Origin of the sequence: Streptomyces sp. BK79 (assembly GCF_044142145.1) — a bacterium.
In the GTDB taxonomy this organism is placed as follows: domain Bacteria; phylum Actinomycetota; class Actinomycetes; order Streptomycetales; family Streptomycetaceae; genus Streptomyces.
Genome location: NZ_JBHVOC010000013.1, coordinates 1 through 25,448 on the forward strand (window position 1 = coordinate 1; position 25,448 = coordinate 25,448).

Annotated in this window: 24 protein-coding genes; 10 read left to right on the forward strand and 14 right to left on the reverse strand. The window is 72.3% G+C overall.

The window, feature by feature from the left end:
• The 8 genes from hisF to hisD all read right to left on the reverse strand — a co-directional run.
• Positions 1 to 753 (reverse strand): imidazole glycerol phosphate synthase subunit HisF (gene hisF / locus ACFIF2_RS17465; RefSeq protein WP_395573573.1); only part of this gene is annotated, 753 nt, incomplete at its 3' end.
• A 37-nt stretch (positions 754 to 790) separates the two neighbouring features.
• Complete coding sequence (locus ACFIF2_RS17470) at positions 791 to 1,186, reverse strand: RidA family protein (RefSeq protein ID WP_395573574.1); 396 nt, start codon at positions 1,184 to 1,186, stop codon at positions 791 to 793.
• Positions 1,183 to 1,908, reverse strand: a complete 726-nt coding sequence (priA, locus tag ACFIF2_RS17475) for a bifunctional 1-(5-phosphoribosyl)-5-((5-phosphoribosylamino)methylideneamino)imidazole-4-carboxamide isomerase/phosphoribosylanthranilate isomerase PriA (protein WP_395573575.1) — start codon at positions 1,906 to 1,908, stop codon at positions 1,183 to 1,185. The genes ACFIF2_RS17470 and priA overlap by 4 nt, the downstream gene beginning before the upstream one ends.
• Before the next feature lie 2 nt (positions 1,909 to 1,910).
• Positions 1,911 to 2,567, reverse strand: a complete 657-nt coding sequence (gene hisH, locus ACFIF2_RS17480) for an imidazole glycerol phosphate synthase subunit HisH (RefSeq protein WP_395573576.1) — start codon at positions 2,565 to 2,567, stop codon at positions 1,911 to 1,913.
• Positions 2,558 to 2,722 carry a hypothetical protein gene (locus tag ACFIF2_RS17485; protein WP_179350155.1) on the reverse strand — a complete coding sequence of 55 codons (165 nt, stop codon included), beginning with the start codon at positions 2,720 to 2,722 and terminating at the stop codon, positions 2,558 to 2,560. The genes hisH and ACFIF2_RS17485 overlap by 10 nt, the downstream gene beginning before the upstream one ends.
• Positions 2,723 to 2,725: 3 nt before the next feature.
• Positions 2,726 to 3,319: an imidazoleglycerol-phosphate dehydratase HisB gene (hisB, locus tag ACFIF2_RS17490; protein WP_055416452.1), complete on the reverse strand. Its 594-nt coding sequence runs from the start codon at positions 3,317 to 3,319 to the stop codon at positions 2,726 to 2,728.
• The gene (locus tag ACFIF2_RS17495) at positions 3,316 to 4,425 is read right to left on the reverse strand and encodes a histidinol-phosphate transaminase (protein ID WP_395573577.1); all 1,110 of its coding nucleotides are present in this window, start codon (positions 4,423 to 4,425) and stop codon (positions 3,316 to 3,318) included. Before ACFIF2_RS17495 ends, hisB begins: the two co-directional genes overlap by 4 nt.
• Complete coding sequence (gene hisD / locus ACFIF2_RS17500; RefSeq protein WP_395573578.1) at positions 4,422 to 5,747, reverse strand: histidinol dehydrogenase; 1,326 nt, start codon at positions 5,745 to 5,747, stop codon at positions 4,422 to 4,424. The genes ACFIF2_RS17495 and hisD overlap by 4 nt, the downstream gene beginning before the upstream one ends.
• A 199-nt stretch (positions 5,748 to 5,946) precedes the next feature.
• Between hisD and ACFIF2_RS17505 the strand changes: the two genes are divergently transcribed.
• The 4 genes from ACFIF2_RS17505 to ybaK all read left to right on the forward strand — a co-directional run bounded on the left by ACFIF2_RS17505 (position 5,947) and on the right by ybaK (position 10,009).
• The gene (locus ACFIF2_RS17505) at positions 5,947 to 7,524 is read left to right on the forward strand and encodes an oxidoreductase (protein WP_395573579.1); all 1,578 of its coding nucleotides are present in this window, start codon (positions 5,947 to 5,949) and stop codon (positions 7,522 to 7,524) included.
• A 190-nt stretch (positions 7,525 to 7,714) separates the two neighbouring features.
• Positions 7,715 to 8,740 carry a hypothetical protein gene (locus ACFIF2_RS17510; RefSeq protein WP_395573580.1) on the forward strand — a complete coding sequence of 342 codons (1,026 nt, stop codon included), beginning with the start codon at positions 7,715 to 7,717 and terminating at the stop codon, positions 8,738 to 8,740.
• Between the two features lie 11 nt (positions 8,741 to 8,751).
• Positions 8,752 to 9,492 (forward strand): LON peptidase substrate-binding domain-containing protein, encoded by a 741-nt coding sequence (locus ACFIF2_RS17515; protein ID WP_395573581.1) that lies wholly within the window; start codon positions 8,752 to 8,754, stop codon positions 9,490 to 9,492.
• Between the two features lie 13 nt (positions 9,493 to 9,505).
• On the forward strand, positions 9,506 to 10,009 hold the full coding sequence (gene ybaK, locus ACFIF2_RS17520) for a Cys-tRNA(Pro) deacylase (RefSeq protein WP_395573582.1): 504 nt from the start codon (positions 9,506 to 9,508) through the stop codon (positions 10,007 to 10,009).
• Positions 10,010 to 10,385: 376 nt separating this feature from the next.
• Here the strand turns inward: ybaK and ACFIF2_RS17525 are convergent, their stop codons facing one another.
• The 4 genes from ACFIF2_RS17525 to ACFIF2_RS17540 all read right to left on the reverse strand — a co-directional run bounded on the left by ACFIF2_RS17525 (position 10,386) and on the right by ACFIF2_RS17540 (position 14,498).
• Entirely contained in the window at positions 10,386 to 11,093 is a 708-nt protein-coding gene (locus ACFIF2_RS17525; RefSeq protein WP_395573583.1) for an AAA family ATPase, read from the reverse strand.
• 34 nt (positions 11,094 to 11,127) lie between these two features.
• Positions 11,128 to 11,952, reverse strand: coding sequence for an ABC transporter permease (locus tag ACFIF2_RS17530; protein WP_395573584.1), 825 nt, complete (start codon positions 11,950 to 11,952; stop codon positions 11,128 to 11,130).
• A gap of 110 nt (positions 11,953 to 12,062) precedes the next feature.
• Entirely contained in the window at positions 12,063 to 13,037 is a 975-nt protein-coding gene (locus tag ACFIF2_RS17535; RefSeq protein WP_395573910.1) for an ABC transporter ATP-binding protein, read from the reverse strand.
• Between the two features lie 243 nt (positions 13,038 to 13,280).
• A complete protein-coding gene (locus ACFIF2_RS17540) occupies positions 13,281 to 14,498 on the reverse strand; it encodes an NYN domain-containing protein (protein ID WP_395573585.1) in 1,218 nt (405 codons plus the stop codon).
• Between the two features lie 224 nt (positions 14,499 to 14,722).
• Between ACFIF2_RS17540 and ACFIF2_RS17545 the strand changes: the two genes are divergently transcribed.
• The gene (locus tag ACFIF2_RS17545; RefSeq protein ID WP_395573586.1) at positions 14,723 to 14,890 is read left to right on the forward strand and encodes a hypothetical protein; all 168 of its coding nucleotides are present in this window, start codon (positions 14,723 to 14,725) and stop codon (positions 14,888 to 14,890) included.
• A 122-nt stretch (positions 14,891 to 15,012) separates the two neighbouring features.
• Here the strand turns inward: ACFIF2_RS17545 and dnaE are convergent, their stop codons facing one another.
• Positions 15,013 to 18,552: a DNA polymerase III subunit alpha gene (gene dnaE / locus ACFIF2_RS17550; protein ID WP_395573587.1), complete on the reverse strand. Its 3,540-nt coding sequence runs from the start codon at positions 18,550 to 18,552 to the stop codon at positions 15,013 to 15,015.
• 245 nt (positions 18,553 to 18,797) lie between these two features.
• Here dnaE and ACFIF2_RS17555 point away from each other — a divergent pair, with 245 nt between their 5' ends.
• The 4 genes from ACFIF2_RS17555 to ACFIF2_RS17570 all read left to right on the forward strand — a co-directional run bounded on the left by ACFIF2_RS17555 (position 18,798) and on the right by ACFIF2_RS17570 (position 23,583).
• Positions 18,798 to 20,135, forward strand: a complete 1,338-nt coding sequence (locus ACFIF2_RS17555; protein WP_395573588.1) for a DUF2252 domain-containing protein — start codon at positions 18,798 to 18,800, stop codon at positions 20,133 to 20,135.
• Positions 20,136 to 20,204: 69 nt separating this feature from the next.
• Positions 20,205 to 20,912 carry a hypothetical protein gene (locus ACFIF2_RS17560; RefSeq protein WP_395573589.1) on the forward strand — a complete coding sequence of 236 codons (708 nt, stop codon included), beginning with the start codon at positions 20,205 to 20,207 and terminating at the stop codon, positions 20,910 to 20,912.
• 78 nt (positions 20,913 to 20,990) lie between these two features.
• Positions 20,991 to 21,791, forward strand: coding sequence for a DsbA family protein (locus ACFIF2_RS17565; protein WP_395573590.1), 801 nt, complete (start codon positions 20,991 to 20,993; stop codon positions 21,789 to 21,791).
• 103 nt (positions 21,792 to 21,894) lie between these two features.
• A complete protein-coding gene (locus ACFIF2_RS17570) occupies positions 21,895 to 23,583 on the forward strand; it encodes an alkaline phosphatase D family protein (protein ID WP_395573591.1) in 1,689 nt (562 codons plus the stop codon).
• Here ACFIF2_RS17570 and ACFIF2_RS17575 read toward each other — a convergent pair.
• The gene (locus ACFIF2_RS17575; RefSeq protein WP_395573592.1) at positions 23,568 to 24,167 is read right to left on the reverse strand and encodes a dienelactone hydrolase family protein; all 600 of its coding nucleotides are present in this window, start codon (positions 24,165 to 24,167) and stop codon (positions 23,568 to 23,570) included. The two genes, ACFIF2_RS17570 and ACFIF2_RS17575, sit on opposite strands and share 16 nt — an antisense overlap.
• 105 nt (positions 24,168 to 24,272) lie before the next feature.
• Here ACFIF2_RS17575 and ACFIF2_RS17580 point away from each other — a divergent pair, with 105 nt between their 5' ends.
• Positions 24,273 to 25,400 carry a mechanosensitive ion channel family protein gene (locus tag ACFIF2_RS17580; RefSeq protein WP_395573593.1) on the forward strand — a complete coding sequence of 376 codons (1,128 nt, stop codon included), beginning with the start codon at positions 24,273 to 24,275 and terminating at the stop codon, positions 25,398 to 25,400.
• The last annotated feature ends 48 nt before the right edge of the window (positions 25,401 to 25,448 follow it).

The window sequence follows — 25,448 nt, forward strand, 5'->3', positions numbered from 1 at the left end:
GCGCACCGGATGCCCCGCCCCCCGCAGCGTCTCCTTCACCTGCCCGATGCGCAGGTCGCCGAAGTGGAACACGGACGCCGCCAGTACCGCGTCGGCGCCCGCGTCGACGGCCGGGGGGAAGTCGGCGAGGCGGCCCGCGCCGCCGGAGGCGATCACCGGGACGGTCACGTGCTTCCGCACCGCCGCGATCATCTCCAGGTCGTAGCCGTCCTTCGTGCCGTCCGCGTCCATCGAGTTCAGCAGGATCTCCCCCGCGCCCAGCTCGGCCGCGCGGTGGGCCCACTCCACCGCGTCGATGCCGGTGCCGCGCCGGCCGCCGTGGGTGGTCACCTCGAAGGTGCCGGCCTCGGTGCGGCGGGCGTCGACCGACAGGACCAGCACCTGGCGGCCGAAGCGCTCGGCGATCTCGCGGATCAGGTCGGGGCGGGCGATGGCGGCGGTGTTCACGCCCACCTTGTCCGCACCGGCCCGCAGCAGCTTGTCGACGTCGTCGGCGGTGCGCACGCCGCCGCCCACGGTGAGCGGGATGAACACCTGCTCGGCGGTGCGGCGCACCACGTCGTACGTCGTCTCGCGGTTGCCCGACGAGGCGGTGATGTCCAGGAACGTCAGCTCGTCGGCGCCCTCGGCGTCGTACACCTTGGCCATCTCGACGGGGTCGCCCGCGTCGCGCAGGTTCTGGAAGTTGACGCCCTTGACGACCCGGCCGTTGTCCACGTCCAGGCAGGGGATGACTCGGACCGCCAGGGTCATGAATCCACGGCTCCTTCGATGCCTCTTGTGCTGCCTCTTACAGCTCTCTGAATGCTTCCAGCTCCACCGACACCAGGACCCGCGAGTCCATGAAGCCCTCCACGACCAGCAGGGTCGTGACCGGGCGCACGGAGTCGAACAGCTCCTTGTGGGCGCGGCCCACCTCGTCGACGTCACGGGAGTGGGCCAGGTGCACGCGGGTCCGGATGACGGACCCGATGCCCAGCCCGAACTCGCCGATCGCCTCGAGCGCGGTGGCGAAGGCGACCTTGGTCTGCTCGTAGGGGTCGCCCTCGCCGTACAGCACATCGCCCTTGAACGCGGTCGTGGCCGCCACGATGACACGATCACCCGCCGCCACGGCCCGTGCGAAACCGAAGGACTCTTCCCAGGGACTTCCGCTCTGCACGCGCCGTACGGCTTCGGATGTCATGACGCAACAGCCTCCAAGGCTTCTTCCAGGGTGAACGCCTTCGCGTACAGGGCCTTCCCGACGATGGCCCCCTCGACACCGGCCGGGACCAGACCGGCGATCGCGCGGAGGTCGTCCAGGGACGACACGCCGCCCGACGCCACGACCGGACGGTCGGTGGCCGCGCAGACGTTCTTCAGGAGCTCCAGGTTGGGGCCCTGGAGGGTGCCGTCCTTGGCGATGTCGGTGACGACGTAGCGGGCGCAGCCCTCCTTGTTCAGGCGGTCCAGCGTCTCGTAGAGGTCGCCGCCGTCGCGGGTCCAGCCGCGTCCGCGCAGGGTCGTGCCGCGCACGTCGAGACCCACCGCGATCTTGTCGCCGTGCTCGGCGATGACCTTGGCGACCCACTCGGGGGTCTCCAGCGCGGCCGTGCCGAGGTTGACACGGGTGCAGCCGGTGGCGAGGGCGGCGGCGAGCGTGTCGTCGTCGCGGATGCCGCCGGACAGCTCCACCTTGATGTCCATCGCCTTGGCGACCTCGGCGATCAGCTCGCGGTTGTCCCCGGTGCCGAACGCGGCGTCCAGGTCGACCAGGTGCAGCCACTCGGCGCCGGAGCGCTGCCACGCCAGCGCGGCCTCCAGCGGGGAGCCGTAGGACGTCTCGGTGCCGGACTCGCCGTGCACGAGGCGGACGGCCTGGCCGTCGCGGATGTCGACGGCGGGGAGGAGTTCGAGCTTGCTCATCTCTACAGGGTCTCGATCCAGTTGGTGAGGAGCTGGGCTCCGGCGTCGCCGGACTTCTCGGGGTGGAACTGCGTGGCCCACAGGGCACCGTTCTCCACGGCGGCCACGAAGGGCTTGCCGTGCGTGGACCAGGTGACCTTGGGGGCGGCGATCAGCGGGTTGTGCGCCTCCAGGGTCCAGTCGTGGACCGCGTAGGAGTGCACGAAGTAGAAGCGGGCGTCCGCGTCCAGGCCCGCGAAGAGCTGGGAGCCGGCCGCCGCCTCGACCGTGTTCCAGCCCATGTGCGGCACGATGTCGGCCTGGAGCGGTCCGACCGTGCCGGGCCACTCGTCCAGGCCCTCGGCCTCCACGCCGTGCTCGATGCCGCGAGCGAACAGGATCTGCATGCCGACGCAGATGCCCATCACCGGGCGTCCGCCGGCCAGCCGGCGCTCGACGACCCAGTCGCCGCGCGCCGCCCTGAGTCCGTCCATACAGGCGGCGAAGGCGCCGACGCCGGGGACCAGCAGCCCGTCGGCGTTCATGGCCGTGTCGTAGTCACGGGTGATCTCGACGTCGGCCCCCGCGCGCGCGAGGGCACGCTCGGCGGAGCGGACGTTGCCGAAGCCGTAGTCGAAGACGACGACCTTCTTGGCGGGGCTCGCGGAGGTCAACTCCACACCTCCAGCCTCAGGACGCCCGCGAAGAGGCACATCGCGGCGCCGATGGACAGCAGCACGATCAGCCCCTTGGGCATCTGCTGCTTGGCGAAGGAGATGATGCCGCCGATGAAGAACAGGCCGACGACGATCAGTGCGGTGGACGTACCGTTCATGGCTTAGAGCGCGCCCTTCGTGGAGGGCAGGATGCCGGCCGCGCGCGGGTCGCGCTCCGAGGCGTAGCGCAGGGCGCGGGCCAGCGCCTTGAACTGGCACTCCACGATGTGGTGCGCGTTGCGCCCGTACGGCACGTGCACGTGCAGGGCGACCTGGGCCTGGGCGACGAAGGACTCCAGGATGTGCCGGGTCATCGTGGTGTCGTACTCGCCGATCATCGGCGCCATCTTCTCGGGCTCGGTGTGCACGAGGTAGGGGCGGCCGGAGAGGTCGACGGTGACCTGGGCGAGGGACTCGTCCAGCGGGACCGTGCAGTTGCCGAAGCGGTAGATGCCCACCTTGTCGCCGAGGGCCTGCTTGAAGGCGGCGCCCAGCGCGAGGGCGGTGTCCTCGATGGTGTGGTGGGAGTCGATGTGCAGGTCGCCGTCGGTCTTCACGGTGAGGTCGAACAGACCGTGCCGGCCGAGCTGGTCGAGCATGTGGTCGTAGAAGCCGACGCCGGTGGCGATGTCGGTCTTGCCGGTGCCGTCGAGGTCGATCTCGACGAGGACCGAGGTCTCCTTGGTGGTGCGCTCCACGCGCCCTACGCGGCTCATGCGCTCTGCTCCTTCTTCAGTTCACGGACCGCGTCGAGGAACGCGTCGTTCTCCTGGGGGGTGCCGGCGGTCACCCGCAGCCAGCCCGGTACGCCGTTGTCCCGGACCAGGACGCCCCGGTCGAGGATCTTCCGCCAGACCTCGTGCGCGTCGGCGAACCGCCCGAACTGGACGAAGTTGGCGTCGGACTCGGTCACCTCGTAGCCGAGGGCCCGCAGTTCGGCTACCAGCCGGTCCCGCTCGGTCTTCAGCTGCTCGACGTACTTCAGCAGCGTGTCCGTGTGCTCCAGGGCGGCCAGCGCGGTCGCCTGGGTGACGGCCGAGAGGTGATACGGAAGCCGTACGAGCTGGACGGCGTCGACGACGGCGGGGTGCGCGGCGAGGTAGCCCAGGCGCAGTCCCGCGGCGCCGAACGCCTTGGACATCGTGCGGGAGATCACCAGGTTCGGCCGGCCGTCCAGCAGCGGCAGCAGCGAGGCGCCGTGGCTGAACTCGACGTACGCCTCGTCCACGACGACCATCGAGGGCTTCGCGGCCTGCGCGGCGTCGTAGAGGGCGAGGACCGTCTCGGCGGGGACCGCGTTGCCGGTGGGGTTGTTGGGGGTCGTGATGAAGACGACGTCCGGGCGGTGCTCGGCGATGGCCTGCCGCGCGGCGGGCACGTCGACGGTGAAGTCGTCGTGGCGCGGGCCGGAGATCCAGCCCGTGCCGGTGCCGCGCGCGATGAGCCCGTGCATCGAGTACGACGGCTCGAAACCGATCGCGGTGCGGCCCGGCCCGCCGAAGGTCTGCAGCAGCTGCTGGATGACCTCGTTGGAGCCGTTGGCCGCCCAGACGTTGCTCATGTCCACGGCGTACCCGGCGGTGTCCGTGAGGTACTCGGCGAGCTTGGTGCGCAGCTCGACCGCGTCCCGGTCGGGGTAGCGGTTGAGGTTCCGGGCGGCCTCGCGGACCCGCTCGGTGATCCGCTCGACCAGCGCGTCGGGCAGCGGGTAGGGGTTCTCGTTGGTGTTCAGCCGTACCGGCACGTCCAACTGGGGCGCGCCGTAGGGGGACTTGCCGCGCAGCTCGTCCCGTACGGGGAGATCGTCGATCCGGACGTTCACTTGCTTCCCGGCACCTTCCAGTCGAACCGCGCCTTGATCGCCGCGCCGTGCGCGGGCAGGTCCTCCGCCTCCGCCAGCGTCACCACGTGGTGCGCGACCTCGGCGAGCGCGTCGCGCGTGTAGTCGACGATGTGGATGCCGCGCAGGAAGGACTGCACGGACAGGCCCGAGGAGTGGCAGGCGCAGCCGCCGGTGGGCAGGACGTGGTTGGACCCCGCCGCGTAGTCACCGAGCGAGACGGGCGCCCAGGGGCCGACGAAGACCGCGCCGGCGTTCTTGACGCGGTCGGCGAGGGCGGCGGCGTCGGCGGTCTGGATCTCCAGGTGCTCGGCGCCGTAGGCGTCGACGACCCGCAGCCCCTCCTCCAGGCCGTCGACCAGGACGATCGCGGACTGGCGGCCCTTCAGCGCGGGCACGATCCGGTCGTCGATGTGCTTGGTGGCCTCGACCTGCGGCCGGAGTTCCTTCTCGACCGCGTCCGCGAGCTCCGCGGAGTCGGTGACCAGGACGGCGGCGGCCAGCGGGTCGTGCTCGGCCTGGCTGATCAGGTCGGAGGCGACGTGCACCGGGTCGGCCGTGGAGTCGGCGAGGACGGCGATCTCGGTGGGGCCGGCCTCGGCGTCGATGCCGATCTTCCCCGTGAAGTAGCGCTTGGCGGCGGCCACCCAGATGTTGCCGGGGCCGGTGACCATGTTGGCGGGCGGGCAGGACTCGGTGCCGTACGCGAACATCGCGACGGCGGTGGCGCCGCCGGCCGCGTACACCTCGTCGACGCCGAGCAGGGCGCAGGCGGCGAGGATCGTGGGATGCGGGAGCCCGCCGAACTCGGCCTGCGCCGGGGAGGCGAGCGCGATCGACTCGACGCCGGCCTCCTGCGCGGGCACGACGTTCATGATCACGGACGACGGGTAGACCGACCGGCCGCCGGGCGCGTACAGCCCGACCCGCTCGACCGGCACCCACTTCTCGGTGACCGAGCCGCCGGGGACGACCTGCGTGGTGTGGGTGGTGCGGCGCTGGGCGCGGTGGACGAGGCGGGCGCGGCGGACGGACTCCTCCAGCGCGGCGCGCACGGCCGGATCCAGCTCCTGAAGCGCGCGGGTGAGCGCGGCGGCCGGGACCCGCACCTGGTCGAGCCGGACGCCGTCGAACTGCTCGGCGAAGTCGATCAGCGCCGCGTCGCCACGATGATGCACGGCCTCGCAGATCGGACGCACCTTCTCCAGGGCGGCCGAGACGTCGAAGTCGGCTCGGGGCAGCAGGTCGCGCAGGGCGGGGCCCTCGGGGAGGGCGTCGCCGCGCAGATCGATTCGGGAGATCACGGAACCAATTCTCTCAGACCCGCGTCGGGGACCGTCCGCGCGTATCAATGAGTGATACAGAACGCGACGCCTCCCGACGGGCCCGCCACCGCCCGGCAGTTCGTGCTCACTTTGAGTGTTCAGACGGTCACCCAGTGGGCATGAACAGTTGTACGAAGAGTGAGCGACCGGCGAGTAGGTGGGGAGGGAGTGAAGCGCCGTGACCGAGGGGGCCGGCCATCGTGACGGAGAGCTGCCGGACGACCTGACCGCCGCCGAGGCGGGCATGTGGCAGGCATTCCGGAACGGCAGCGTGTACGACCTGTCCAGCGGCGACGCGCTCGCCGACGACCCGCACGGCGGGCACCCGTGGGGGCCGGAGCGGACCGTGCGGGCCCGCATCGTGTGCTGGCTGCTCCTCGACGGGCCGCCCGCGCTCGCGGGCCGCGTGTCCTCGCTGCAGCTCGTGGGCGTGCGGATCAGCGGCACGATGGATCTCGCGGGCGGCACGGTGGAGCCCTACGTCGAGTTGCGGGGCTGCCGCTTCGAGCGGGAGGTCCTGCTGCCGGAGACCCGTTTCACGACGGTGCGGTTGGTGGACTGCGCGGTGCCGCGGCTGGAGGCGGCCCGGCTCCAGACCGAGGGCGACCTGCACCTGCCGCGCTGCCGGTTCCGGTCCGGCGTCCGGCTCACCGACGCGCAGATAGGCACCGACCTGCTGCTCAACCAGGCGGTCGTGCACCGGGACCGCAGCGGCCGTTCCATCGCCGCGGACGGCATGACCGTCGGCCAGGACCTCCAGGCCGAGCTGCTGGAGTCGCACGGCGAGGTGAGCCTGCGCAGCGCCCAGGTCGGCGTCTCCCTGAACCTGCGCGGGGCCCGGCTCCTCAACCCGTACACGCGGCACGCGCTGAACGCGCCGCGGCTGACCGTGCAGCGCACGCTCTACATGACCCCGGCCGGGCTGGGCAGCCCGCTGCTGCGGGGCACCACCCCGGCGCAGGGCACGTGGATCCAGCGCTTCGAGTGCGAGGGCGGGGTTCGGCTGGACGACGGGCGGTTCGGCGACGCGGTCGACCTCGAGCACGCCCGGTTCACGTTCACCGACGACCAGGAGTTGTCGTTGCGCCGGGTGCAGACGCCCGAGCTGCGGTTCCTCGGTGAGCGGCCGGCGCGCGGGCGGGTGGTGCTGTCCGGGGCGCGGGTGGTCAACCTGATGGACCGGGCGGACAGCTGGCCCGGCCCCGGCCGGCTGCACATGGGCGGCTTCGCCTACGAGAACCTGGTGCCGCGGGGGCCGTTCCCGCTGGAGAAGCGGCTGCGGTGGGTGGGCGCCGCGACCGCCGAGTACCACCCGGAGCCGTACGAGCGCCTCGCCGCGGTGCTGCGGGCCGGCGGCGAGGACGAGGACGCCCGCGAGGTGCTGCTCGCCAAGCACCGCAGACGCCGGGAGAGCCTGCCCGTCGCCGCGAAGCTCGTGGGATACGCGCAGGACTGGACGGTCGCCTACGGTTACCGGCCGGGCCGGGCCGCGGTGTGGATGGCGGTGCTGTGGGCGGCGGGTTCGCTCGCCTTCGCCCGCGCCGCGCCGCCCCCGCTGAAGAGCGGCGAGCACCCGGACTGGAACCCGGCCCTCTTCGCCCTCGACCTGCTCCTGCCGGTCATCGACCTCGGCCAGGTCGGCTTCTGGCAGCTGAGGGGCGGCTGGCAGTGGCTGGCCACGGTGCTGATCCTGCTGGGCTGGGTCCTGGCGACGACGGTGGCGGCGGGGGCGACCCGGCTGCTCCGCCGCAGCTGACCCCGCGCCGTGGGGCTGGGCCGGGACCCGGCCCGGGGTCGGGACCCGGCCCGGGGTCGGGACCCGGCCCGGGACCGGGGCCGGGGCCGGAACCCGGACTGGGGCCGGGGCCGTACGGCTCGTACCCGAACGGCCGAAAGGGGAGCCGGGGCCGCACAACCATCCCGAACCGTCGGCCGTCGTACAGGCCATGCTGCGCGCGTTCCTCCGGACGGCGGCCCGGGCCCGCTCCCGGGCGTCACGGCTCGTCCAAGACGACGACGTGCTCCTCGACGCCCCCGACCACCGCCTCGGCCCCGCCCTGGTCGCCGCGGCCCGCGGTGACCACGCCCCCGCGGCCGGCCTCCTCGCCGGCACCCGGGAGCACGCCGAGTGGGAGCACCGCGACCGGTACGCGACCCGGCTCGCCGCCTTCGCCCGCTCACGCGCCGAATGGCTGGTGAACTGGCGCGCCACCGCCCCGGACGACCCCGACGCCCTGCTGGTCGAGGCCCGCCTGACGGTGGACCGGTGCTGGGACTCCCCGGCCCGCGCCGAACTACTGCGCCAGGCCGCCCCGGCGCTCGCGGCCGCCGCCGAGGCCGCCGGGCGCGACCCGGTGCCGTGGCGCACCGCGCTGGACGCCGCGCGGGGCGCGGGCGCCGGACACGCCGAGTTCGAGCGGCTGTGGGCGCAGGCGGTCCGCCGCTCCCCGCACCACTACGGCTGTCACGTCGCCGCCCTGGAGTACCTGGCCGCCGCCTCGCCCGGCGCCCACCGGGAGTGCCTGGACTTCGCGGAGACCGCGGCGCAGGACGCGCCCGAGGACGCGCTCGTGCGGGCGCTGCCGCTGCGGGCGGCCTTCACCTGCCTGACCGCCGGCGAGGGCGGCGACGCGGCCGGCCCGCACCGGGCCCGCCTGCACGCGGCGGCCGACCGCGCCATCACCCTGTCGGCCGCCCACCCGGCAGCCGATCCGTGGCCCGCGGAGCTGCGGAACCTGCTGGCGTACGTCCTGGTGCGTCTGGAGCGCCTCGGTGACGCGGCGGAGCAGCTGCGCCTGACCGGCCCGTACGTCACGTCCTTCCCCTGGGACCGGGACACGGACGACCCGCTCGGCCGCTTCCTCCAGGTGCGCGCCCAGGTGCTCACGGCGACGGCCGCCACGCCCGGGTGGAGAGGCCCGGGGTATCCACGAAGTGGGCGCGGCGATCGCGTGTGCCCCGGCGACCATTAGGCTTCTGCGTCGTGACCACCGTCCGGCTCCCCCTCTTCCCGCTGAACTCCGTGCTGTTCCCGGGGCTGGTGCTCCCGCTCAACATCTTCGAGGAGCGCTATCGCGCCATGATGCGCGAGTTGCTCAAGACGTCCGAGGACGAACCGCGCCGGTTCGCCGTCGTGGCGATCCGCGACGGCTACGAGGTGGCCGGGAGCGCGCCCGGCATGCCCGACCCGACGACCACGCTGGAGCGGGGGCCGACGGCCGGGTTCGGGTCCGACCCGCTCAAGGCGTTCCACAAGGTGGGCTGCGTCGCGGACGCGGCGACGATCCGTGAACGCGCCGACGGCACCTTCGAGGTGCTGGCGACCGGTACGACACGGGTGCGGCTGCTCTCCGTGGACGCCTCCGGCCCGTTCCTGACGGCCGAGCTGGAGCCGCTCGCCGAGGAACCCGGCGACGAGGCGGGGGCGCTGGCCGAGGGCGTGCTGCGCTCCTTCCGGCAGTACCAGAAGCGGCTCGCGGGGGCGCGCGAGCGGTCGCTGGCGACCGGCACCGACCTGCCGGACGAACCGGGCGTGGTCTCCTACCTGGTCGCCGCCGCGATGATGCTCGACACGCCGACCAAGCAGCGTCTGCTCCAGGCCCCGGACACCGCGTCCCGCCTGCGCGACGAGCTGAAACTCCTTCGCTCCGAGACCGCCATCATCCGTACGCTGCCCTCCCTGCCGGCGTCGGAGCTGACGCACGGCCCGACGAGCCCCAACTGAGGTACTGGCCCGCATGGCGAAGAAGCCGAAGAAGCAGCAGCAGTCCGGCGGCACCCCCGCGACGGTGGCGCTCGCGGCGGCCGGGGTGACGTACACCGTCCACGCGTACGAGCACGATCCCGCCCACCCGTCCTACGGCGAGGAGGCGGCCGAGGCGATGGGCGTCTCGCCGGAGCGGGTCTTCAAGACGCTGGTGGCGGACGTCGACGGCGCGCTGACGGTCGCCGTGGTGCCGGTGGCGGGCCAGCTGGACCTGAAGGCGCTGGCCGCGGCGGTGGGCGGCAAGCGCGCGGCGATGGCGGATCCGGCCCTGGCCGAGCGCACCACGGGCTATGTGCGGGGCGGCATCTCCCCGCTGGGCCAGCGCAAGCGGCTCCCGACGGTCCTGGACGCGTCGGCCTCGGGCCACGACACGGTCTGCGTCTCCGCGGGCCGACGGGGCCTGGAGGTCGAGCTGTCCCCCGCCGACCTGGCCAAGCTCACGGACGCGGTCCTGGCGCCGATCGGCCGCGGGTAGCCCCCGCCAAGAGCCGCCCTCCGTGGCCCGTCCCGGCTGACCGGACGGCCCACACCGAAGAACACGGCCCGCTCCGCCGACCGGCCCCGCGGCCCCACCGGTCGGGCCCTCACGCCGCCGACCGGGCCCGCGTGCCGTCCACCGGCCGTGTGGCTCCGCAGGTCGGAGGAGCCGCACGCCGCCCGCCGGACCCGCACGCCGCCCAGCGGGCCCGCAAGCCCCACGCCAGACCCGCACGCCGCCCATCGGGCCCGCACGCCACCCGCCGGAAGCCCGCACGCCGCCCATCGGGCCCGCACGCCGCCCGCCGGAAGCCCGCACGCCACCCGCCAGACCCGCACGCCGCCCGCCGGACCCGCCCCCCCCCCGCCCCGGACTACGCCGACCGCTCCCCGAACGGCCCCGGGGAATGCTGCTGCGGGGCCGGCCAGGGGTCGGGCTCCGGGTCCCGGGGGCCGAACAGGCCCGTCAGCGTCAGGTGGACCACCAGGGCCGCCACGGACCACGCCAGCAGCGCCCCCTTCGCCCCCAGCTTCAGGGGCGCGGAGAAGGTCACCCCCTTGCCGACGTCCTTCGCGTGGGCGATCACGTCCGTCGCGGGGCCCAGCCACACCCCGACCCGCCACGCGAGCAGCGAGCCGAGCAGCCCGCCGACGCCCAGCGCCGCCACCAGCGGCACGCCTCCGCGCCGGCGCAGCAGAAAGACGGCCACCGCGCTGACCGCTCCGAAGGCCAGCGCGAGCAGCGTGAACGTGCCGTCGACGCCGACCGCCTGCTCGCCCTCGGAGTCCTTGAGGTAGACGACCCAGCTGTCATCGACCAGGTCGCCGACCAGCGGCACGGTCGGCGCCAGCTTCCACCACAGCACGCCGAGCAGCGCGCCGGAGAGCGCCATGACCACCGCGGCCACGGCGGCCTGCCGCACTTCGGTCATCATCCCGGGGCCGTCCTGTTCGCCGTGGTGGTCGTGCGGGGCGCCGGGCGCGCCGCCCACCGCGTGCGCGCCCACGGGCGGCGGCACCGGCCCGCCCTGGTACGACGAGTGTTCGTTCGGCGGTGGTGGCGGAGTCAGAGGTGCGGTCACCCCGCCATCGTGCCAAACCCGCCTGTGCGGCGCGTCACCGGACGGCGGCCCGGCGGTACGCCCAGGTGGCCACGGCCAGCGAGATCACGCCGACCACCGCGCACACCGCGAGGTCCCCGAGGACGAAGGCCCAGTCGGGCCGGTCGCCGAACGTGCGCGCGAAGGCCTCGACGCCGTACGTCGAGGGCAGCAGGTCCCGCGCCAGCCGGACCGCCTCCGGCATCCGCTCGGCCGGCAGCACGCCCAGCAGCAGCGCCGCCGACATGCCCAGCTGGCCCAGCAGGGTGGCGAACTCGGGCCGCGGCGCGAGCAGGCCCAGGGCCGCGCCCAGCCCGGCGAGCGCGGCGCCCGCCAGCGGGATCACGGCCACCAGCACCCACAGGTGCGTCATCGGCAGACCGAACAGCAGGCACCCGAACACCGCCGTCACCACGGTCCCCGGCACGGTGAACGACGCGTACGCGCCCGCCGCGCCCAGCACGACCGCGGCCGGCGGCACCGGCAGCGTCGCGTAGTGGTCGAGCCCGCCGCTGGCGCGCAGCTGGCCGAAGTACTGGGCGAGGAGGTTCAGCGCGACGAAGGCCACGACGAGCACCGCCGCCCCGGCGACCACGGCCTGCGCCTCGCCGCCGCCGTCCACGACCCCGCGCATGAGGATCATGATGCCGACGGACTGGAAGGTGGCCACGAACAGCAGCGGGATCCGCGCGACCCGGGCCCGGGACAGCTGGGCCCGGTACACGGCCACCAGGGAGGGCCACAGCCGCGCCTTGGGCCCGAGCTCGGCGGCGCGGGCGGTGCCCCGCTCCTCGACGGCCAGGGCACCGCCCGGCAGGACTTCGGCGGGTACGACACTCACGTCGCGCTGCTCCCCTTCGTCGGGTCCTTCGATGCTTCGGCCGGGGTCCTTCGAAGCGGTCGCCCCCGTGGATACGGACGCGGCGGCCGATGTGCTCACCGTTTCGGTGCTCAAGCCCTCACCAGCCCCTGCCGCGCGGCGCCGCCCAGCGCCAGGTACACGTCCTCCAGGCTGGGCGTGGCGAGGGTGAAGTCGTCCAGGGCCGCGAAGGCGGCGCCGCCGGTGACCGTGGCGACGACCGCGCGGGCCTCCTCGGGGGCGAGCCGCAGCGTCCAGCGGCGTCCCGACTCGGCGGCGCGGTCGCGCAGGGCGGCGACCTCGGGGACGTGCAGCGGAGCGCTCTCGCGCCACACCAGGTCGACGCGGACCTCCCCGGCGACCTTCTCCTTGAGCCCGGAGGGCGTGTCGCAGGCGATCACGCGGCCCCGGTCGAGGACGGCGACGCGGTCGAGGACGGTCTCTGCCTCGATGACGTTGTGGGTGACGAGCAGCACGGTGGTGCCGCGCTCGGCGCGCCGCCGGTCCACGGCCGCCCACACCGCGCGCCGGGCCACCGGGTCCATGCCCGTGGTCGGCTCGTCCAGGACGAGCAGCGGGCGCTCGCCCACCAGCGCGGCGGCGAAGCAGGCCAGGCGGCGCTGGCCGCCGGAGAGCTTCTTGATCGGGCGGGCGGCGAGCGGGGTCAGGCCCAGCTCGTCGAGGACGGCGTCCCGCTCGGCTCGCGCCTTCCGCACCTCCAGGCCGCGCAGCCGCCCGGTGGTCTCGGCGGCGAGGGACACGGTCAGCTCGTCCAGGGCGCTGGACTCCTGCCCGAGGTAGGCGAGGATGCGCGCGGCCCGCTCCGGGTGGCGCACGATGTCGTGGCCGAGGATCTCCACTCCGCCGCTGTCGGGCCGCATCAGGCCGGTGAGCTGGCGGACGAGGGTGGACTTGCCGGCGCCGTTGGGCCCGAGCAGTCCGAAGATCTCGCCGCGGCGGATCTCCAGGGTCACGTCGTCGGTGGCCCGGACCTCGGGCGTGGCGGGTACGCCGCGCCGGCCGCGTACCGCCGGGTAGGTCTTGGTCAGTCCGCGCACCGCGCACACGGCATCGCCACCGGGTCGAAGTGCCTGTGCCGCGCGCGTACTCACAAGGGACGAGACTACGGGGTCCGTCCCCGCGCCCCGCCCTCGGGTCCGCCCATAAGTGTCGATTCAGCCGGGAAGCCCCGAGGGCTCACCGGACGCTGCCGAGGGCCCGCCGGACAGGGCAGGAGTGCGGACTCAGTCCGCTGCGGGGGGCGGGCTCAGCCCGCCGCGGGGGCGTACTCAGCCCGCCGCGAGGGTGCGTCAGTCCGCCACGGGAGTGCGCTCGGTCGCCGTGCGCACGTCGATCTCCCGCCAGAACCCGGCCCGGATCGCGTACCGGTCGTGCTCGTCGATCTGGTCGTCCTTGTGGGCGAGCAGCCCGAAGCGGGCGGCATAGCGCAGCAGCTCGCCGTCGACGCGGTGCGGGATGCGGGGGTACATGCCGGAGAGCTTCTGGAGGTGGCCGTGGTCGCCGAGGCGTTCCAGCCAGCGGCGGGCGAAGACCTGCCCGACCTCGTACGGATCGCCGCCGACCGTGGTGATGTCCTCCTCGCGGTCGGCCCAGCGCTGCTCGGCCGTGGTGAGCTGCGCCAGGGTCGGCATGGAGGCGGCCTCGGCCGGCTCGGCGACGGGCCGGTCGACCCAGCCCTTGTCGGAGGACCAGCGCAGGGTGGCGCTCGGGGGGTGGGGCGGGGTGGCGGGGGCGCCGGGGGCGCGCAGGGCGGCGAGGTCCTTGGGGGTGGGGACGCCCTTGGCGGGCGGGACGCGCTCCTCGCTGCCGTTGCGCGCGGCGCTGGTCGTGGTGGGGTGCTCCGGCTCCTCGGCGCGGCGTTCGGCGGCGGCGGTCAGCGCGGACTCGGGCAGCGGCGCGGAGAGGATCGCGGCGATCTCGGGGCGGGGCACGGGCGGCGGCGCGCAGATCCCGCCGAGTTCCTTGGCGCGTACGGCCTTGGTGATCCACGTACGGTCCAGGACGCGTCGCTCGTCGGCCTCGGCGACCAGGTCCTCGGACTGGTTGTAGTCGCCGTCGGCGGCCTGCACGGCCCACAGGTGTACGGCGACGCCGTGCTCCTTGGCGGCCATCATGCCCGGCAGCAGGTCGCCGTCGCCGGTCACCAGGACGACGTCGGAGCAGGCGCGGTTGCGGGCCAGCTCGGTCAGCTCGGCGTGCATGGCGGCGTCGACGCCCTTCTGCGCCCAGCGGCCGTCACTGCGGGTGAGCGCGCCGAGCCGGACCGTGACCCGGGACATCACGCGCAGCCTGCGGTGTTCGGGCTGCGGGACGCGGTCGGGGGCGCCGTCGAACCAGTAGATGCGCAGCAGCGGCCGGCCGGTGTCCGACTCGGCGCGTTCGCGCAGCCCTTGGACGAGGGCGGCGTGGTCGACGGTGATGCGCGAGCGTGAGGGCTCTCCGGCGAGGAGACTCGCGGCGGCCCCCAGCAGATACCCGGCATCCACCAGGACGATGCAGCGGTCCACGCGATCCACCCTCTTTCCGGGAGGTTTGCTTCGGGCTTCCTTCGAGTCTGCCCGACCACGCGGAGGTTAACGGCCCGAACTCGATCTTCGGCGTGGCGTTTCGGCACCCCGCGCCCCGACGAGCCGCGTCACACACGGTAATTGCCCGATATGCGTTCTTTGTTGGCCTATGTGAATCTGAGAACGGCCCTGGCCCCTAGATCCCCCTCAGGAGGTAGATCACCATGGCCAAGAACAAGAACAGCCGTGATCGTAAGCAGCCCCAGGCCGAGCGTGCCCCGCACACCGCCGAGTCGACGGTGCTGGACCGCGAGGAGCACCACTCCCCGCAGCTGACCACGCCCGGCGACGCGGCCTCCCGCAAGCGGCAGAAGCGCTTCGGCCACAACTGACGGCGGTGCGACGGGCCGTAGCGGCCCGGCACGGACGAGGGGCGCACCCGGAGACCGGGGGCGCCCCTTCGCGCGTCACCGACACACCTCCCCACCCGGCCCGTCGGGCGGCTCCCCGGCGCTCAGCCCGCCAGGCAGGACGGTCCGAGCAGCACCTTCAGGTCGCCGAACAGGGCCGGGTCCGGCTTCACCCGGTGCCGGTCCAGGCGCAGCACCGTCGTCTTCGTCGGCCCCTGGAGCTTGATCCGGACCTCGCTGTCGCCCCGGTGGTGCGTGAGGATCTCGCCGAGGCGGCTGACCATCGGCGGCGTGACCCTGGTCGCCGGGATGGTGAGGACCACGGGCGCGTTGGTGCCCGCGTTGGACAGGTCGGGGACCATCAGCTCCATCGCGACCAGGCGCGGCACGTCCTCCCGCTTGTCCAGGCGCCCCTTGACGAACACCACGGCGTCCTCGACGAGTTGGGTGGACACCAGCTGGTAGGTCGCCGGGAAGAACATGCACTCGATGGAGCCGGCCAGGTCCTCGACGGTGGCGATCGCCCAGGCGTTGCCCTGCTTGGTCATCTTGCGCTGGAGGCCGGAGATGATCCCGCCGATGGTGACGACCGCGCCGTCGCCGAAGTCACCGCCGGTGAGCTGCGAGATGCCCGCGTCGGCCTTGTCGGACAGCACGTGCTCCAGGCCGAACAGCGGGTGGTCGGAGACGTAGAGACCGAGCATCTCCCGCTCCTGGGCGAGCAGGTAGGTCTTGTCCCACTCGTCCTCGCCGAAGACGACGTCGAGTCCGAAGCCGGGTTCGTCGCTCTGCTCGTCGCCCATGCCGCCGAAGAGGTCGAACTGCCCCTCGGCCTCCTTGCGCTTGACCGCGACCACGTTGTCGATCATCGGCTCGTACTGCGCGGTGAGGCCCTTGCGGGTGTGGCCCATCTCGTCGAAGGCGCCCGCCTTGATCAGCGACTCGGTCGTCCGCTTGTTGCAGACGACCGCCTCCACCTTGTCCAGGTAGTCGGGGAAGGAGGCGTACTTCCCCTTCGCCTTGCGGCACCTGATGATCGACTCGACGACGTTGGTGCCGACGTTGCGCACGGCGGAGAGGCCGAAGAGGATCACGTCGTCGCCCTGGGCGGCGAAGTTCGACATGGACTCGTTGACGTTGGGCGGCAGGACCTTGATGCCCATGCGCCGGCACTCGTTGAGGTAGACCGCCGACTTGTCCTTGTCGTCCTTGACCGAGGTGAGCAGGGCCGCCATGTACTCGGCGGGGTGGTTGGCCTTGAGGTAGGCCGTCCAGTACGAGACCAGTCCGTACGCCGCCGAGTGCGCCTTGTTGAAGGCGTAGCCGGCGAAGGGGACCAGCACGTCCCACAGGGCCTGGATGGCCTCGTCGCTGTAGCCCTTCTTACGGGCGCCCTCCTGGAAGAGGACGAAGTTCTTCGCCAGTTCGTCGGGCTTCTTCTTGCCCATCACGCGGCGCAGGATGTCGGCCTCGCCGAGCGAGTAGCCGGCGATGATCTGCGCCGCCTTCTGCACCTGCTCCTGGTAGACGATCAGGCCGTAGGTGACGGACAGGACCTCCTGGAGCGGCTCCTCCAGCTCCTTGTGGATCGGCGTGATCTCCTGGAGGCCGTTCTTGCGCAGCGCGTAGTTGGTGTGCGAGTCCATGCCCATCGGGCCGGGACGGTAGAGCGCGGAGACGGCGGAGATGTCCTCGAAGTTGTCGGGCTTCATCAGGCGCAGCAGCGAGCGCATGGGGCCGCCGTCGAACTGGAAGACGCCGAGGGTGTCGCCGCGCTGGAGCAGGTCGAAGGTCGTGGGGTCGTCCAGCGGCAGCGACAGCAGGTCGAGGTCGATGCCCTTGTTGGACTTCACCATCTTGACGGCGTCGTCCATGATCGTGAGGTTGCGCAGGCCGAGGAAGTCCATCTTCAGCAGGCCGAGCGACTCGCACTGCGGGTAGTCCCACTGCGTGATGGTCACGCCGTCGGTGTGCCGCACCCAGATCGGGGCGTGGTCGACGATGGGCTCGCTGGACATGATCACGCCGGCCGCGTGCACGCCCATCTGCCGCACCAGGCCCTCGACGCCCTTGGCGGTGTCGATGACCTTCTTCACGTCCGGCTCGTTCTCGTACATCGCGCGGATCTCGCCGGCCTCGCTGTAGCGGGGGTGGGTCGGGTCCGTGATGCCGTTGAGGTCGATGCCCTTGCCGAGGACGTCGGCGGGCATGGCCTTGGTGAGGCGGTCGCCCATCGCGTACGGGTAGCCCAGCACGCGCGCGGAGTCCTTGATGGCGTTCTTCGCCTTGATCTTGCCGTACGTGCCGATCATGGCGACCTTGTCGGCGCCGTACTTCTCCGTCACGTACCTGATCACCTCGACGCGCCTGCGCTCGTCGAAGTCGATGTCGACGTCGGGCATGGAGACGCGCTCGGGGTTGAGGAACCGCTCGAAGATCAGGCCGTGCGGGATCGGGTCGAGGTCGGTGATGCCCATGGCGTACGCCACGATCGAGCCGGCCGCGGAGCCTCGGCCCGGGCCCACCGCGATGCCCTGGTTCTTGGCCCACATGATGAAGTCGGCGACCACCAGGAAGTACCCCGGGAACCCCATCTGGATGATGACGTCCATCTCGTACTCGGCCTGCTTCTGGCGGTCCTCGGGGACGCCGCCGGGGAAGCGGCGCGCCATGCCGCGGCGGACCTCCTCCTGGAACCAGGTGACCTCGGTGTAGCCCTCGGGGATGTCGAACTTCGGCATGAGGTCGCGCTTCTCGAACATGCCGGTGGTGTCGATCATCTCGGCGATCAGGCGCGTGTTGGCGCAGCCCTCCTGCCAGGCGTCGGAGGAGTCGATGGCGTACATCTCGTCCGTCGACTTCAGGTAGTAGCCGGTGCCGTCGAACCGGAAGCGGTCCGGGTCGGAGAGGTTCTTGCCGGTCTGGATGCACAGCAGGGCGTCGTGGGCGGTGGCCTCGTGCGCGTAGGTGTAGTGCGAGTCGTTCGTCACCAGGGGCGGGATGCCGAGCTTCCTGCCGATCTCCAGCAGCCCGTCGCGGACCCGGTGCTCGATCTCGATGCCGTGGTCCATCAGCTCCAGGAAGTAGCGGTCCTTGCCGAAGATGTCCTGGTAGTCGGAGGCCGCCTGGAGGGCCTCGTCGAAGTGGCCGAGGCGCAGGCGGGTCTGGACCTCGCCGGAGGGGCAGCCGGTGGAGGCGACGATCCCCTCGGACCACTGGGAGATGGTCTCTTTGTCCATCCGCGGCCACTTCTGCAGCCAGCCCTCGGCGTACGCGTCGGACGAGAGCCGGAAGAGGTTGTGCAGGCCGGTGCTGTTCGTCGCCCACATGGTCTTGTGGGTGTAACCACCCGAACCCGAGACGTCGTCCCGCTTCTGGTGCGGCTGGCCCCACTGGATCTTGCGCTTGTTGCGGCGGGACTCGGGGGCGACGTACGCCTCGATGCCGATGATCGGGGTGACCCCGGCCTTCTTCGCGGAGTGGAAGAAGTCGTACGCCCCGTGCAGGTTGCCGTGGTCGGACATGGCGATGTGCGACATGCCCATCTCGTTGCAGGCGTCGAACATGTCCTTCAGCCGCGCGGCACCGTCCAGCAGCGAGTACTGGGTGTGGACGTGCAGGTGCGTGAACGGCGGCTTGGACACGTGCGGCCTCCTGAGAAAACTGTGGGCTACGGGCTGCGGTCAGTCCGGGGGGTCAGCGTCGAAGTCTATGCCTCGCCACTGACACTCCGAGGGCTTCCCCGCGTACCTTCGACAGGCGGGCCGGCGTGTCGGGGCGAGCCCCGGGCGCGGGCACTCCCGCACCCCCTCGAACGTTGGTCCGAGTGAAGTCCACCCGAAGATCAGCTCCACTCGTCACGCACCATCCGCACCAGGAGGCACCAGGCATGTCGGTCCCGCAGCTCAACGAGGAGCGCGGCGAGGAGATCCTCGCCGTCTTCGACACCGCCTTCGGCCAGCTGCTGGCCGCGGACCCGGCGGCGTTCCGCGTGAAGTTCCGGAAGATGGCGGCCTCGGCCTTCGCGTTCTACCGCGGCACCGCAAGCCTCTTTTACCACGATTTGACCGTCGACCAGGAGTTCGGTTCCCAGCACGACGGCCCGTACCTGGACGACCGGACCTCCCGGGTGTGGATCCACGGCGACCTGCACGCGGAGAACTTCGGCACGTACATGGACTCCACCGGCCGGCTGATCTTCAACGTCAACGACTTCGACGAGGCGTACGTCGGCCCCTTCACCTGGGACCTCAAGCGCTTCGCCGCCTCCGTCGCGCTGATCGGGTACGCGAAGGCGCTCAGCGACGAGCAGATCTCCACGCTGGTGCGGGTGTACGCGGACGCGTACCGCGAGCGGATCCACGCCCTGGCCACCGGCGCCAAGAGCGACGAGGTGCCGCCGTTCACGCTGGACACCGCGGAGGGGCCGCTCCTCGGGGCGCTGCGCGTCGCCCGCTCCCTGACCCGCTTCGGGCTGCTGGAGTCGATGACCGAGATCCGTGACTTCGAGCGCCGCTTCGCCCCCGGCGGCGGCTCCATCGAGCTGGACGCGGCCACCCGCTACAAGGTGCTCGCCGCCTTCGACGGCTACCTGGAGACGCTCCCCGAGTCGTCCCTGACCCGCCCCGACTCCTACCGCGTGAAGGACGTCGTCGGCCGCCGCGGCATCGGCATCGGATCGGCCGGACTGCCCTCGTACAACATCCTGCTGGAGGGCAACAGCGACGCTCTGGAGAACGACGTCGTGATCTACGTCAAGCAGGCCCAGACCCCGGCGGTCTCCCGTCACGTCACCGACCAGGCGATCCGGGACTACTTCCAGCACGAGGGCCACCGCACGGTGATCTCCCAGCGCGCCCTCCAGGCGCACGCCGACCCCTGGCTCGGGTGGACCGAGCTGGACGGCGCCGGTCAGCTGGTCGCGGAGGTCTCGCCGTACGCCGTCGACCTGGACTGGGGCGACATCGACGACCCGGAGGAGATCGCCGAGGTCGTCGCCGACCTGGGCCGGGCCACGGCCGCCATGCACGCGGCGGCGGACGACCAGTCCGGGGAGTCCCTGGTGCCGTTCTCCACCGAGCGGGCCATCGACGCGGCGATCGCGGCCGACGAGGAGGGCTTCGCGCCCCTCCTGGTCGACTTCGCGCACCGGTACGGCGCACGCGCGCGCGGTGACCACCAGACCTTCGTCGACCTGTTCCGCAACGGCCGGATTCCGGGTCTGTAACCGTCGGCTCTCTCACAGGCACCCTTTAGGGCTCCCTTACCGGGACCCGTGACACACTCGTCAATCGCTATGGACATATCCGGAACCCCGCTCAGAGCCGTCCGCGCGGCGCTGTTCACGGCATTCGTCGTGACCCTCAGCACCGCGTCGCACGTGCTGCTGTCCGGGGTTCCGCTGCCGCTGCCCGCGGTGGCCGCGGTCGCCGCCGCCGTGTTCCTGATCGCGTACGCCCTCGCCGGGCGGCGCGAGCGCGGCTTCGGACGGATCGCCGCCCTGCTCATCCCGCTGGAACTGGCCGCCGACACGCTCTTCACCACCGGCCAGCACGTCTGCTACGGCCGGGCGGGCGGCCCGGTCGCCGGTCCGCTGCGCTCCGTCGGCTTCGACGTGCTGTGCGGCGACGGCACCGGCGTCCACGCCGGTGTGGCCGCCCCGCTGACCCGGGTGACCGGCGCCGAGACCGACCGGCTGGCGACCGTGCTCGCCGACGCCGACCCCAGGACCGCCTGGCTGCTGCTCGGCGCGCACGTCGGCGTCGGCCTGCTGGCGGCGGCCTGGCTGCGGCGCGGCGAGCGCGCGCTGGCCCAGCTGCTCGGCGCGGTCGCCGCCACCACGTTCCGGCCGCTGCTGCTCGCCGTCGCGGCCGTGCGCGTGCGCCGGGCCCCGGCGGTGCGCCGCCCGGCGTCCCCGGCCCGCCGCACCACCGGCGCCCGCGAGCGCATCCTCACGCACTCCCTGGGACGGCGCGGACCGCCGAGCCCGGTCGCCCTCGTGTGACACGCGACCGAGCACCAGCCATCCCCCGTACGTACTCCGCACACGGACCGTGTGCGCGTCCCCGGAGAGATCACCACCATGAGCAAGCGGAACAGTCAGGCGGCCAAGTCGGCGGCCCGTGAGCGGCTGCGCCAGGAGCGCGAGCGTCAGGCCAAGCGCGACAAGGCCAAGCGGCAGGTCATCGTGGCCGGCTCGATCGTCGGCGTGCTGGCGATAGCCGGCGGCATCGGCTACGCCGTCATGCAGATGAACGAGCCCTCGGGCTGGGAGAAGGCCGCCGACGCCAAGGTGGTGGCCCCGGCCAACACCTCCGGCAAGAACGGCACCACGGTCACCCTCGGCGAGTCCAAGAGCGACCACGTCGTCCACCTCTACGAGGACCCGCGCTGCCCGGGCTGCGCCAACTTCGAGCAGACCATCGGCGAGGCCGTCAACAAGGGCATGGAGGACGGCACCTACAAGCTCTCCTTCACCATCGGCACCTTCCTCGACGGCAACCTCGGCGGCGAGGGCTCGAAGAACGCGCTCAGCGCGCTCGGCGCCGCGCTGAACGTCAGCCCCGAGGCGTTCATCGACTACAAGACGGCGCTGTACTCCGCCGAGTACCACCCGGAGGAGTCCACCGACGAGTTCGCCAAGGACGACTACCTGATCAAGGTGGCGAACTCGGTCGACGCCCTGAAGAACAACAAGAAGTTCCAGGACGCCGTGAAGAAGGGCACCTACGACGCCTGGGCGATGAAGATGGGCGACGCCTTCCAGAAGGCCGAGGACGTCCAGTCGACCCCGACCGTCAAGATCGACGACAAGGTGATCGAGACCCCGAGCACGGACGCCGACTGGCAGAAGGCGCTCAAGGACGCCGGCGTCACCAAGTGATCCCCGGCCGGGGATGACGCCGTAGGGAAGCACGGCGAACGAGCGGGCGAACTTTTGCGAGTTCGCCCGCTCGCGCGCATACCGATCAGTAACCTGATCGTCCGTGACCAGTCGACACAGATCATCCGAGAGCACCTTCCCGCCGCCCTCCGCCGCGCGCGTGGACCCGCGGACGCCGAGCCGCCGTACGGTCGTCAAGGCCGCGGCGGCCGGCACCGTCCTGGCCGCCCCGCTCACCGCCGCGCTGCCCGCCCGGGCCGCCGACGCCGCCCCCGCCTTCCTGCACGGCGTGGCCTCCGGCGATCCGCTGCCCGACGGCGTCCTGCTGTGGACCAGGGTGACCCCGGCCCCCGATGCGATACCGGGCTCCGGGATCGGCCCGGACACCGAGGTGAGCTGGGTCGTCGCCACGGACCGGGCGTTCACGAACATCGTCTCGAAGGGGTCCACCACGGCGACCGCCGCCTCCGACCACACCGTCAAGGCGGACGTCCGGGGCCTCGCGCCCGCCACCGACTACTGGTTCCGCTTCTCCGCCGGCCCCACCGACTCCCCCGCCGCCCGCACCCGCACCGCCCCCGCGGCCGACGCCGCCGTGGCGGGCCTGCGCTTCGGCGTGGTCTCCTGCTCCAACTGGGAGGCCGGCCACTTCTCCTCGTACCGCCACCTCGCGGCCCGCGGCGACCTGGACGCCTGGCTGCACCTGGGCGACTACATCTACGAGTACGGCACCGGCGAGTACGGCACCCGCGACACCGTCGTACGGCCGCACGCGCCCGCCCACGAGATCGTCACCCTCGCCGACTACCGCGTCCGGCACGGCATGTACAAGACCGACCCCGACCTCCAGGCGCTGCACGCCGCCGCGCCGGTCGTGGCGATCTGGGACGACCACGAGATCGCCAACGACACCTGGTCGGGCGGCGCCGAGAACCACACCGAGGGCGCCGAGGGAGCCTGGGCGGCGCGTCAGACGGCCGCCAAGCGGGCCTACTTCGAGTGGATGCCGGTCCGTCCCGCGATCGCCGGCACCACCTACCGCCGGCTGCGCTTCGGCAAGCTGGCCGACCTGTCCCTCCTGGACCTGCGCTCCTTCCGCTCCCAGCAGGTGACGCTCGGCGACGGCGAGGTCGACGACCCGGAGCGCACCCTCACCGGCCGGGCCCAGCTGGACTGGCTGAAGACCGGGCTCGCCTCCTCCGACACCACCTGGCGGCTGGTCGGCAACTCGGTGATGATCTCGCCGTTCGCCATCGGGTCGATCCCCGCCGAGCTGCTGAAGCCCCTCGCCGAACTGCTCGGGCTGCCCAAGGAGGGCCTCGCCCTCAACACCGACCAGTGGGACGGCTACACCGACGACCGCCGCGAACTGCTGGCCCACCTGCGCGCGCACGCCGTCCGCAACACGGTGTTCCTCACCGGCGACATCCACATGGCGTGGGCCAACGACGTGCCGCACAACGCCGCCACGTACCCGCTGTCCGCCCCGGCCGCCACGGAGTTCGTCGTCACCTCGGTGACCTCCGACAACCTCGACGACATCCTGAAGGTCCCCGAGGGCACGGTCTCGGCGGTCGCGGCACCGGTCATCCGGGCCGCGAACCGGCACGTCCACTGGGTCGACACCGACCGGCACGGCTACGGCGTCCTGGACGTCACCGCCGACCGGACGCAGATGGACTACTACGTCGTCTCCGACCGCACGGACGCGGACGCCACGTCGACGTGGGCCCGTTCGTACCGCACGCGCAGCGGCACGCAGCGGGTGGAGCGGGTCTACTCCCCCGTCTGAGTCCCGTCGGCCTCCTGGAGCGAGCCGAGGAAGCCGAGCGCCACCCGCCAGGTGGCCTCGGCCGCCTCCGCGTCGTAGTCCGGCAGCTCGGGGTCGGTGTAGAGGTGGCCGGCCCCGGCGTATCTGTGCACCTCGACGTCGGCGCCGATCCGGCCCATCTGGAGGTACCAGGCGCTGAGCCAGTCGTCCGTCTCGAAGGCGTCCGGCTCGGCCACGTGCAGCTGGACCGGCAGGTCGTCGACCGAGGCGTTGGGCGCGATGTCCGAGGTCCCGTGCAGCAGGAGCAGTCCGCGGGCCCGGTGGTCGCCGAGGGCGAGGGTCTGCGCGATGGAGGCACCGAGCGAGAACCCGGCGTAGACCAGCCCGCGTTCGGAATAGGGCGCGGCGGCCAGCACCGCCCGCTTCAGCAGCTCCTCCCGGCCGATCCCGTCCTGATGGGCCATGCCCTCCTCGACCGTCTCGAAGGTACGGCCCTCGAAGAGGTCCGGGGTCCACACCTGGTGCCCGGCGTCGCGCAGCCGGTCGGCGGCCTGTCGCACCGCGGGCCTCGGGCCGAGGGTCGAGTGAAAGAGCACGATGTTCATGAGGCCATGGTGCCAGCCGGGTGTGACAGGGCGATGCGCGGCGATACCCGGGGCGGGACGGAAGTCACAGGTTCACAGCGCGCCGGGTCCGGTTACGTTCGAGGGATGGAGACCATACTCCGCCCACTGATCGTGGTCGGTGGTTCCATCCTGTTGACCCTGGTCATCGGGTGGGCCACCGACCTGCTGCTGCGCAAGGCCGACGGACGGCACCCCGAGACGCCCATGTGGGGGCTGCTGCGCCGCGCCCGCATCCCGTACCAGGTGATGCTGTGCGCGGCCCTGCTCAGAGGGTCGTACGTCGAGGCCCAGGTGTTCCCCGACCACCGGCCGGCGGTCGGCCGGGTGCTGACGCTGCTGCTGATCGGCTCGGTGGCCTGGCTGGTGATCCGCATCGCCGCCGCGGTCGTCGAGACGTCCTACTCCCGCTACGCCCACGCCCACGCCCAGCGCGACCCGGCCCGGGTGCGGCGGGTGCGCACCCAGGTGTCGCTGATCATGCGCGTGGTCTCGGCGGTCGTCGGCGTGGTCGCCGTGGCGTCGATGCTGCTGACGTTCCCGGCGATGCGCGCGGCGGGTGCCTCGCTGCTGGCCTCGGCCGGTGTGCTCGGCATCGTGGCCGGCATAGCGGCGCAGTCCACGCTCAGCAACATGTTCGCCGGGTTCCAGATCGCCTTCGGCGACATGGTGCGCATGGGGGACACGGTCGTGGTCGACGGGGAGTGGGGGACGGTCGAGGAGATCACGCTCACGTTCCTGGCCGTGCGCACCTGGGACGAGCGCCGGATCACCATGCCCGTGTCGTATTTCACCTCCAAGCCGTTCGAGAACTGGTCGCGCGGCACCCCGCAGATGACCGGCATCGTCTACTGGCACCTCGACCACACGGCACCGCTGGATCTGATGCGCGAGCGGCTGCGCGACATCCTGCGCGAGTGCCCGGCCTGGGACGGCCGCGACTACAACCTGACCGTCACGGACACCACCCAGAACACCATGCAGGTACGCGCCCTGGTGACGGCGAAGGACGCGGACGACATCTGGACGGTGCGGGTCACGGTCCGCGAGGGGATGATCCGCTGGCTCGCCGACGAGCACCCCTACGCCCTGCCCCGGGTCAACACGACGGACGCGGCCCTGCGTCCGTCCCGCGACGGCTTCGTCCCCTCCCGCCGTTCCTCCTCCGACGGGCGTCCCCGCCGCTTCCCGGAACATCCGACGAAGAGCCTGTGAGCGCGCGGGCGGCCTGAACGGAGGCGGAAGGCGGGAAGGCGGTAGGCG

What these genes read in the sequence shown, in the direction of transcription:
- ACFIF2_RS17565 (WP_395573590.1), top strand. Translation starts at nt 20,991, where the DNA reads ATGAGCAAGCGGAACAGTCAGGCGGCCAAGTCGGCGGCCCGTGAGCGG.
- ybaK (WP_395573582.1), top strand. Translation starts at nt 9,506, where the DNA reads ATGGCGAAGAAGCCGAAGAAGCAGCAGCAGTCCGGCGGCACCCCCGCG.
- ACFIF2_RS17470 (WP_395573574.1), bottom strand. Translation starts at nt 1,186, where the DNA reads ATGACATCCGAAGCCGTACGGCGCGTGCAGAGCGGAAGTCCCTGGGAA.
- ACFIF2_RS17575 (WP_395573592.1), bottom strand. Translation starts at nt 24,167, where the DNA reads ATGAACATCGTGCTCTTTCACTCGACCCTCGGCCCGAGGCCCGCGGTG.
- ACFIF2_RS17555 (WP_395573588.1), top strand. Translation starts at nt 18,798, where the DNA reads ATGTCGGTCCCGCAGCTCAACGAGGAGCGCGGCGAGGAGATCCTCGCC.
- hisB (WP_055416452.1), bottom strand. Translation starts at nt 3,319, where the DNA reads ATGAGCCGCGTAGGGCGCGTGGAGCGCACCACCAAGGAGACCTCGGTC.
- ACFIF2_RS17485 (WP_179350155.1), bottom strand. Translation starts at nt 2,722, where the DNA reads ATGAACGGTACGTCCACCGCACTGATCGTCGTCGGCCTGTTCTTCATC.
- ACFIF2_RS17510 (WP_395573580.1), top strand. Translation starts at nt 7,715, where the DNA reads ATGCTGCGCGCGTTCCTCCGGACGGCGGCCCGGGCCCGCTCCCGGGCG.
- ACFIF2_RS17560 (WP_395573589.1), top strand. Translation starts at nt 20,205, where the DNA reads ATGGACATATCCGGAACCCCGCTCAGAGCCGTCCGCGCGGCGCTGTTC.
- ACFIF2_RS17580 (WP_395573593.1), top strand. Translation starts at nt 24,273, where the DNA reads ATGGAGACCATACTCCGCCCACTGATCGTGGTCGGTGGTTCCATCCTG.
- priA (WP_395573575.1), bottom strand. Translation starts at nt 1,908, where the DNA reads ATGAGCAAGCTCGAACTCCTCCCCGCCGTCGACATCCGCGACGGCCAG.
- ACFIF2_RS17545 (WP_395573586.1), top strand. Translation starts at nt 14,723, where the DNA reads ATGGCCAAGAACAAGAACAGCCGTGATCGTAAGCAGCCCCAGGCCGAG.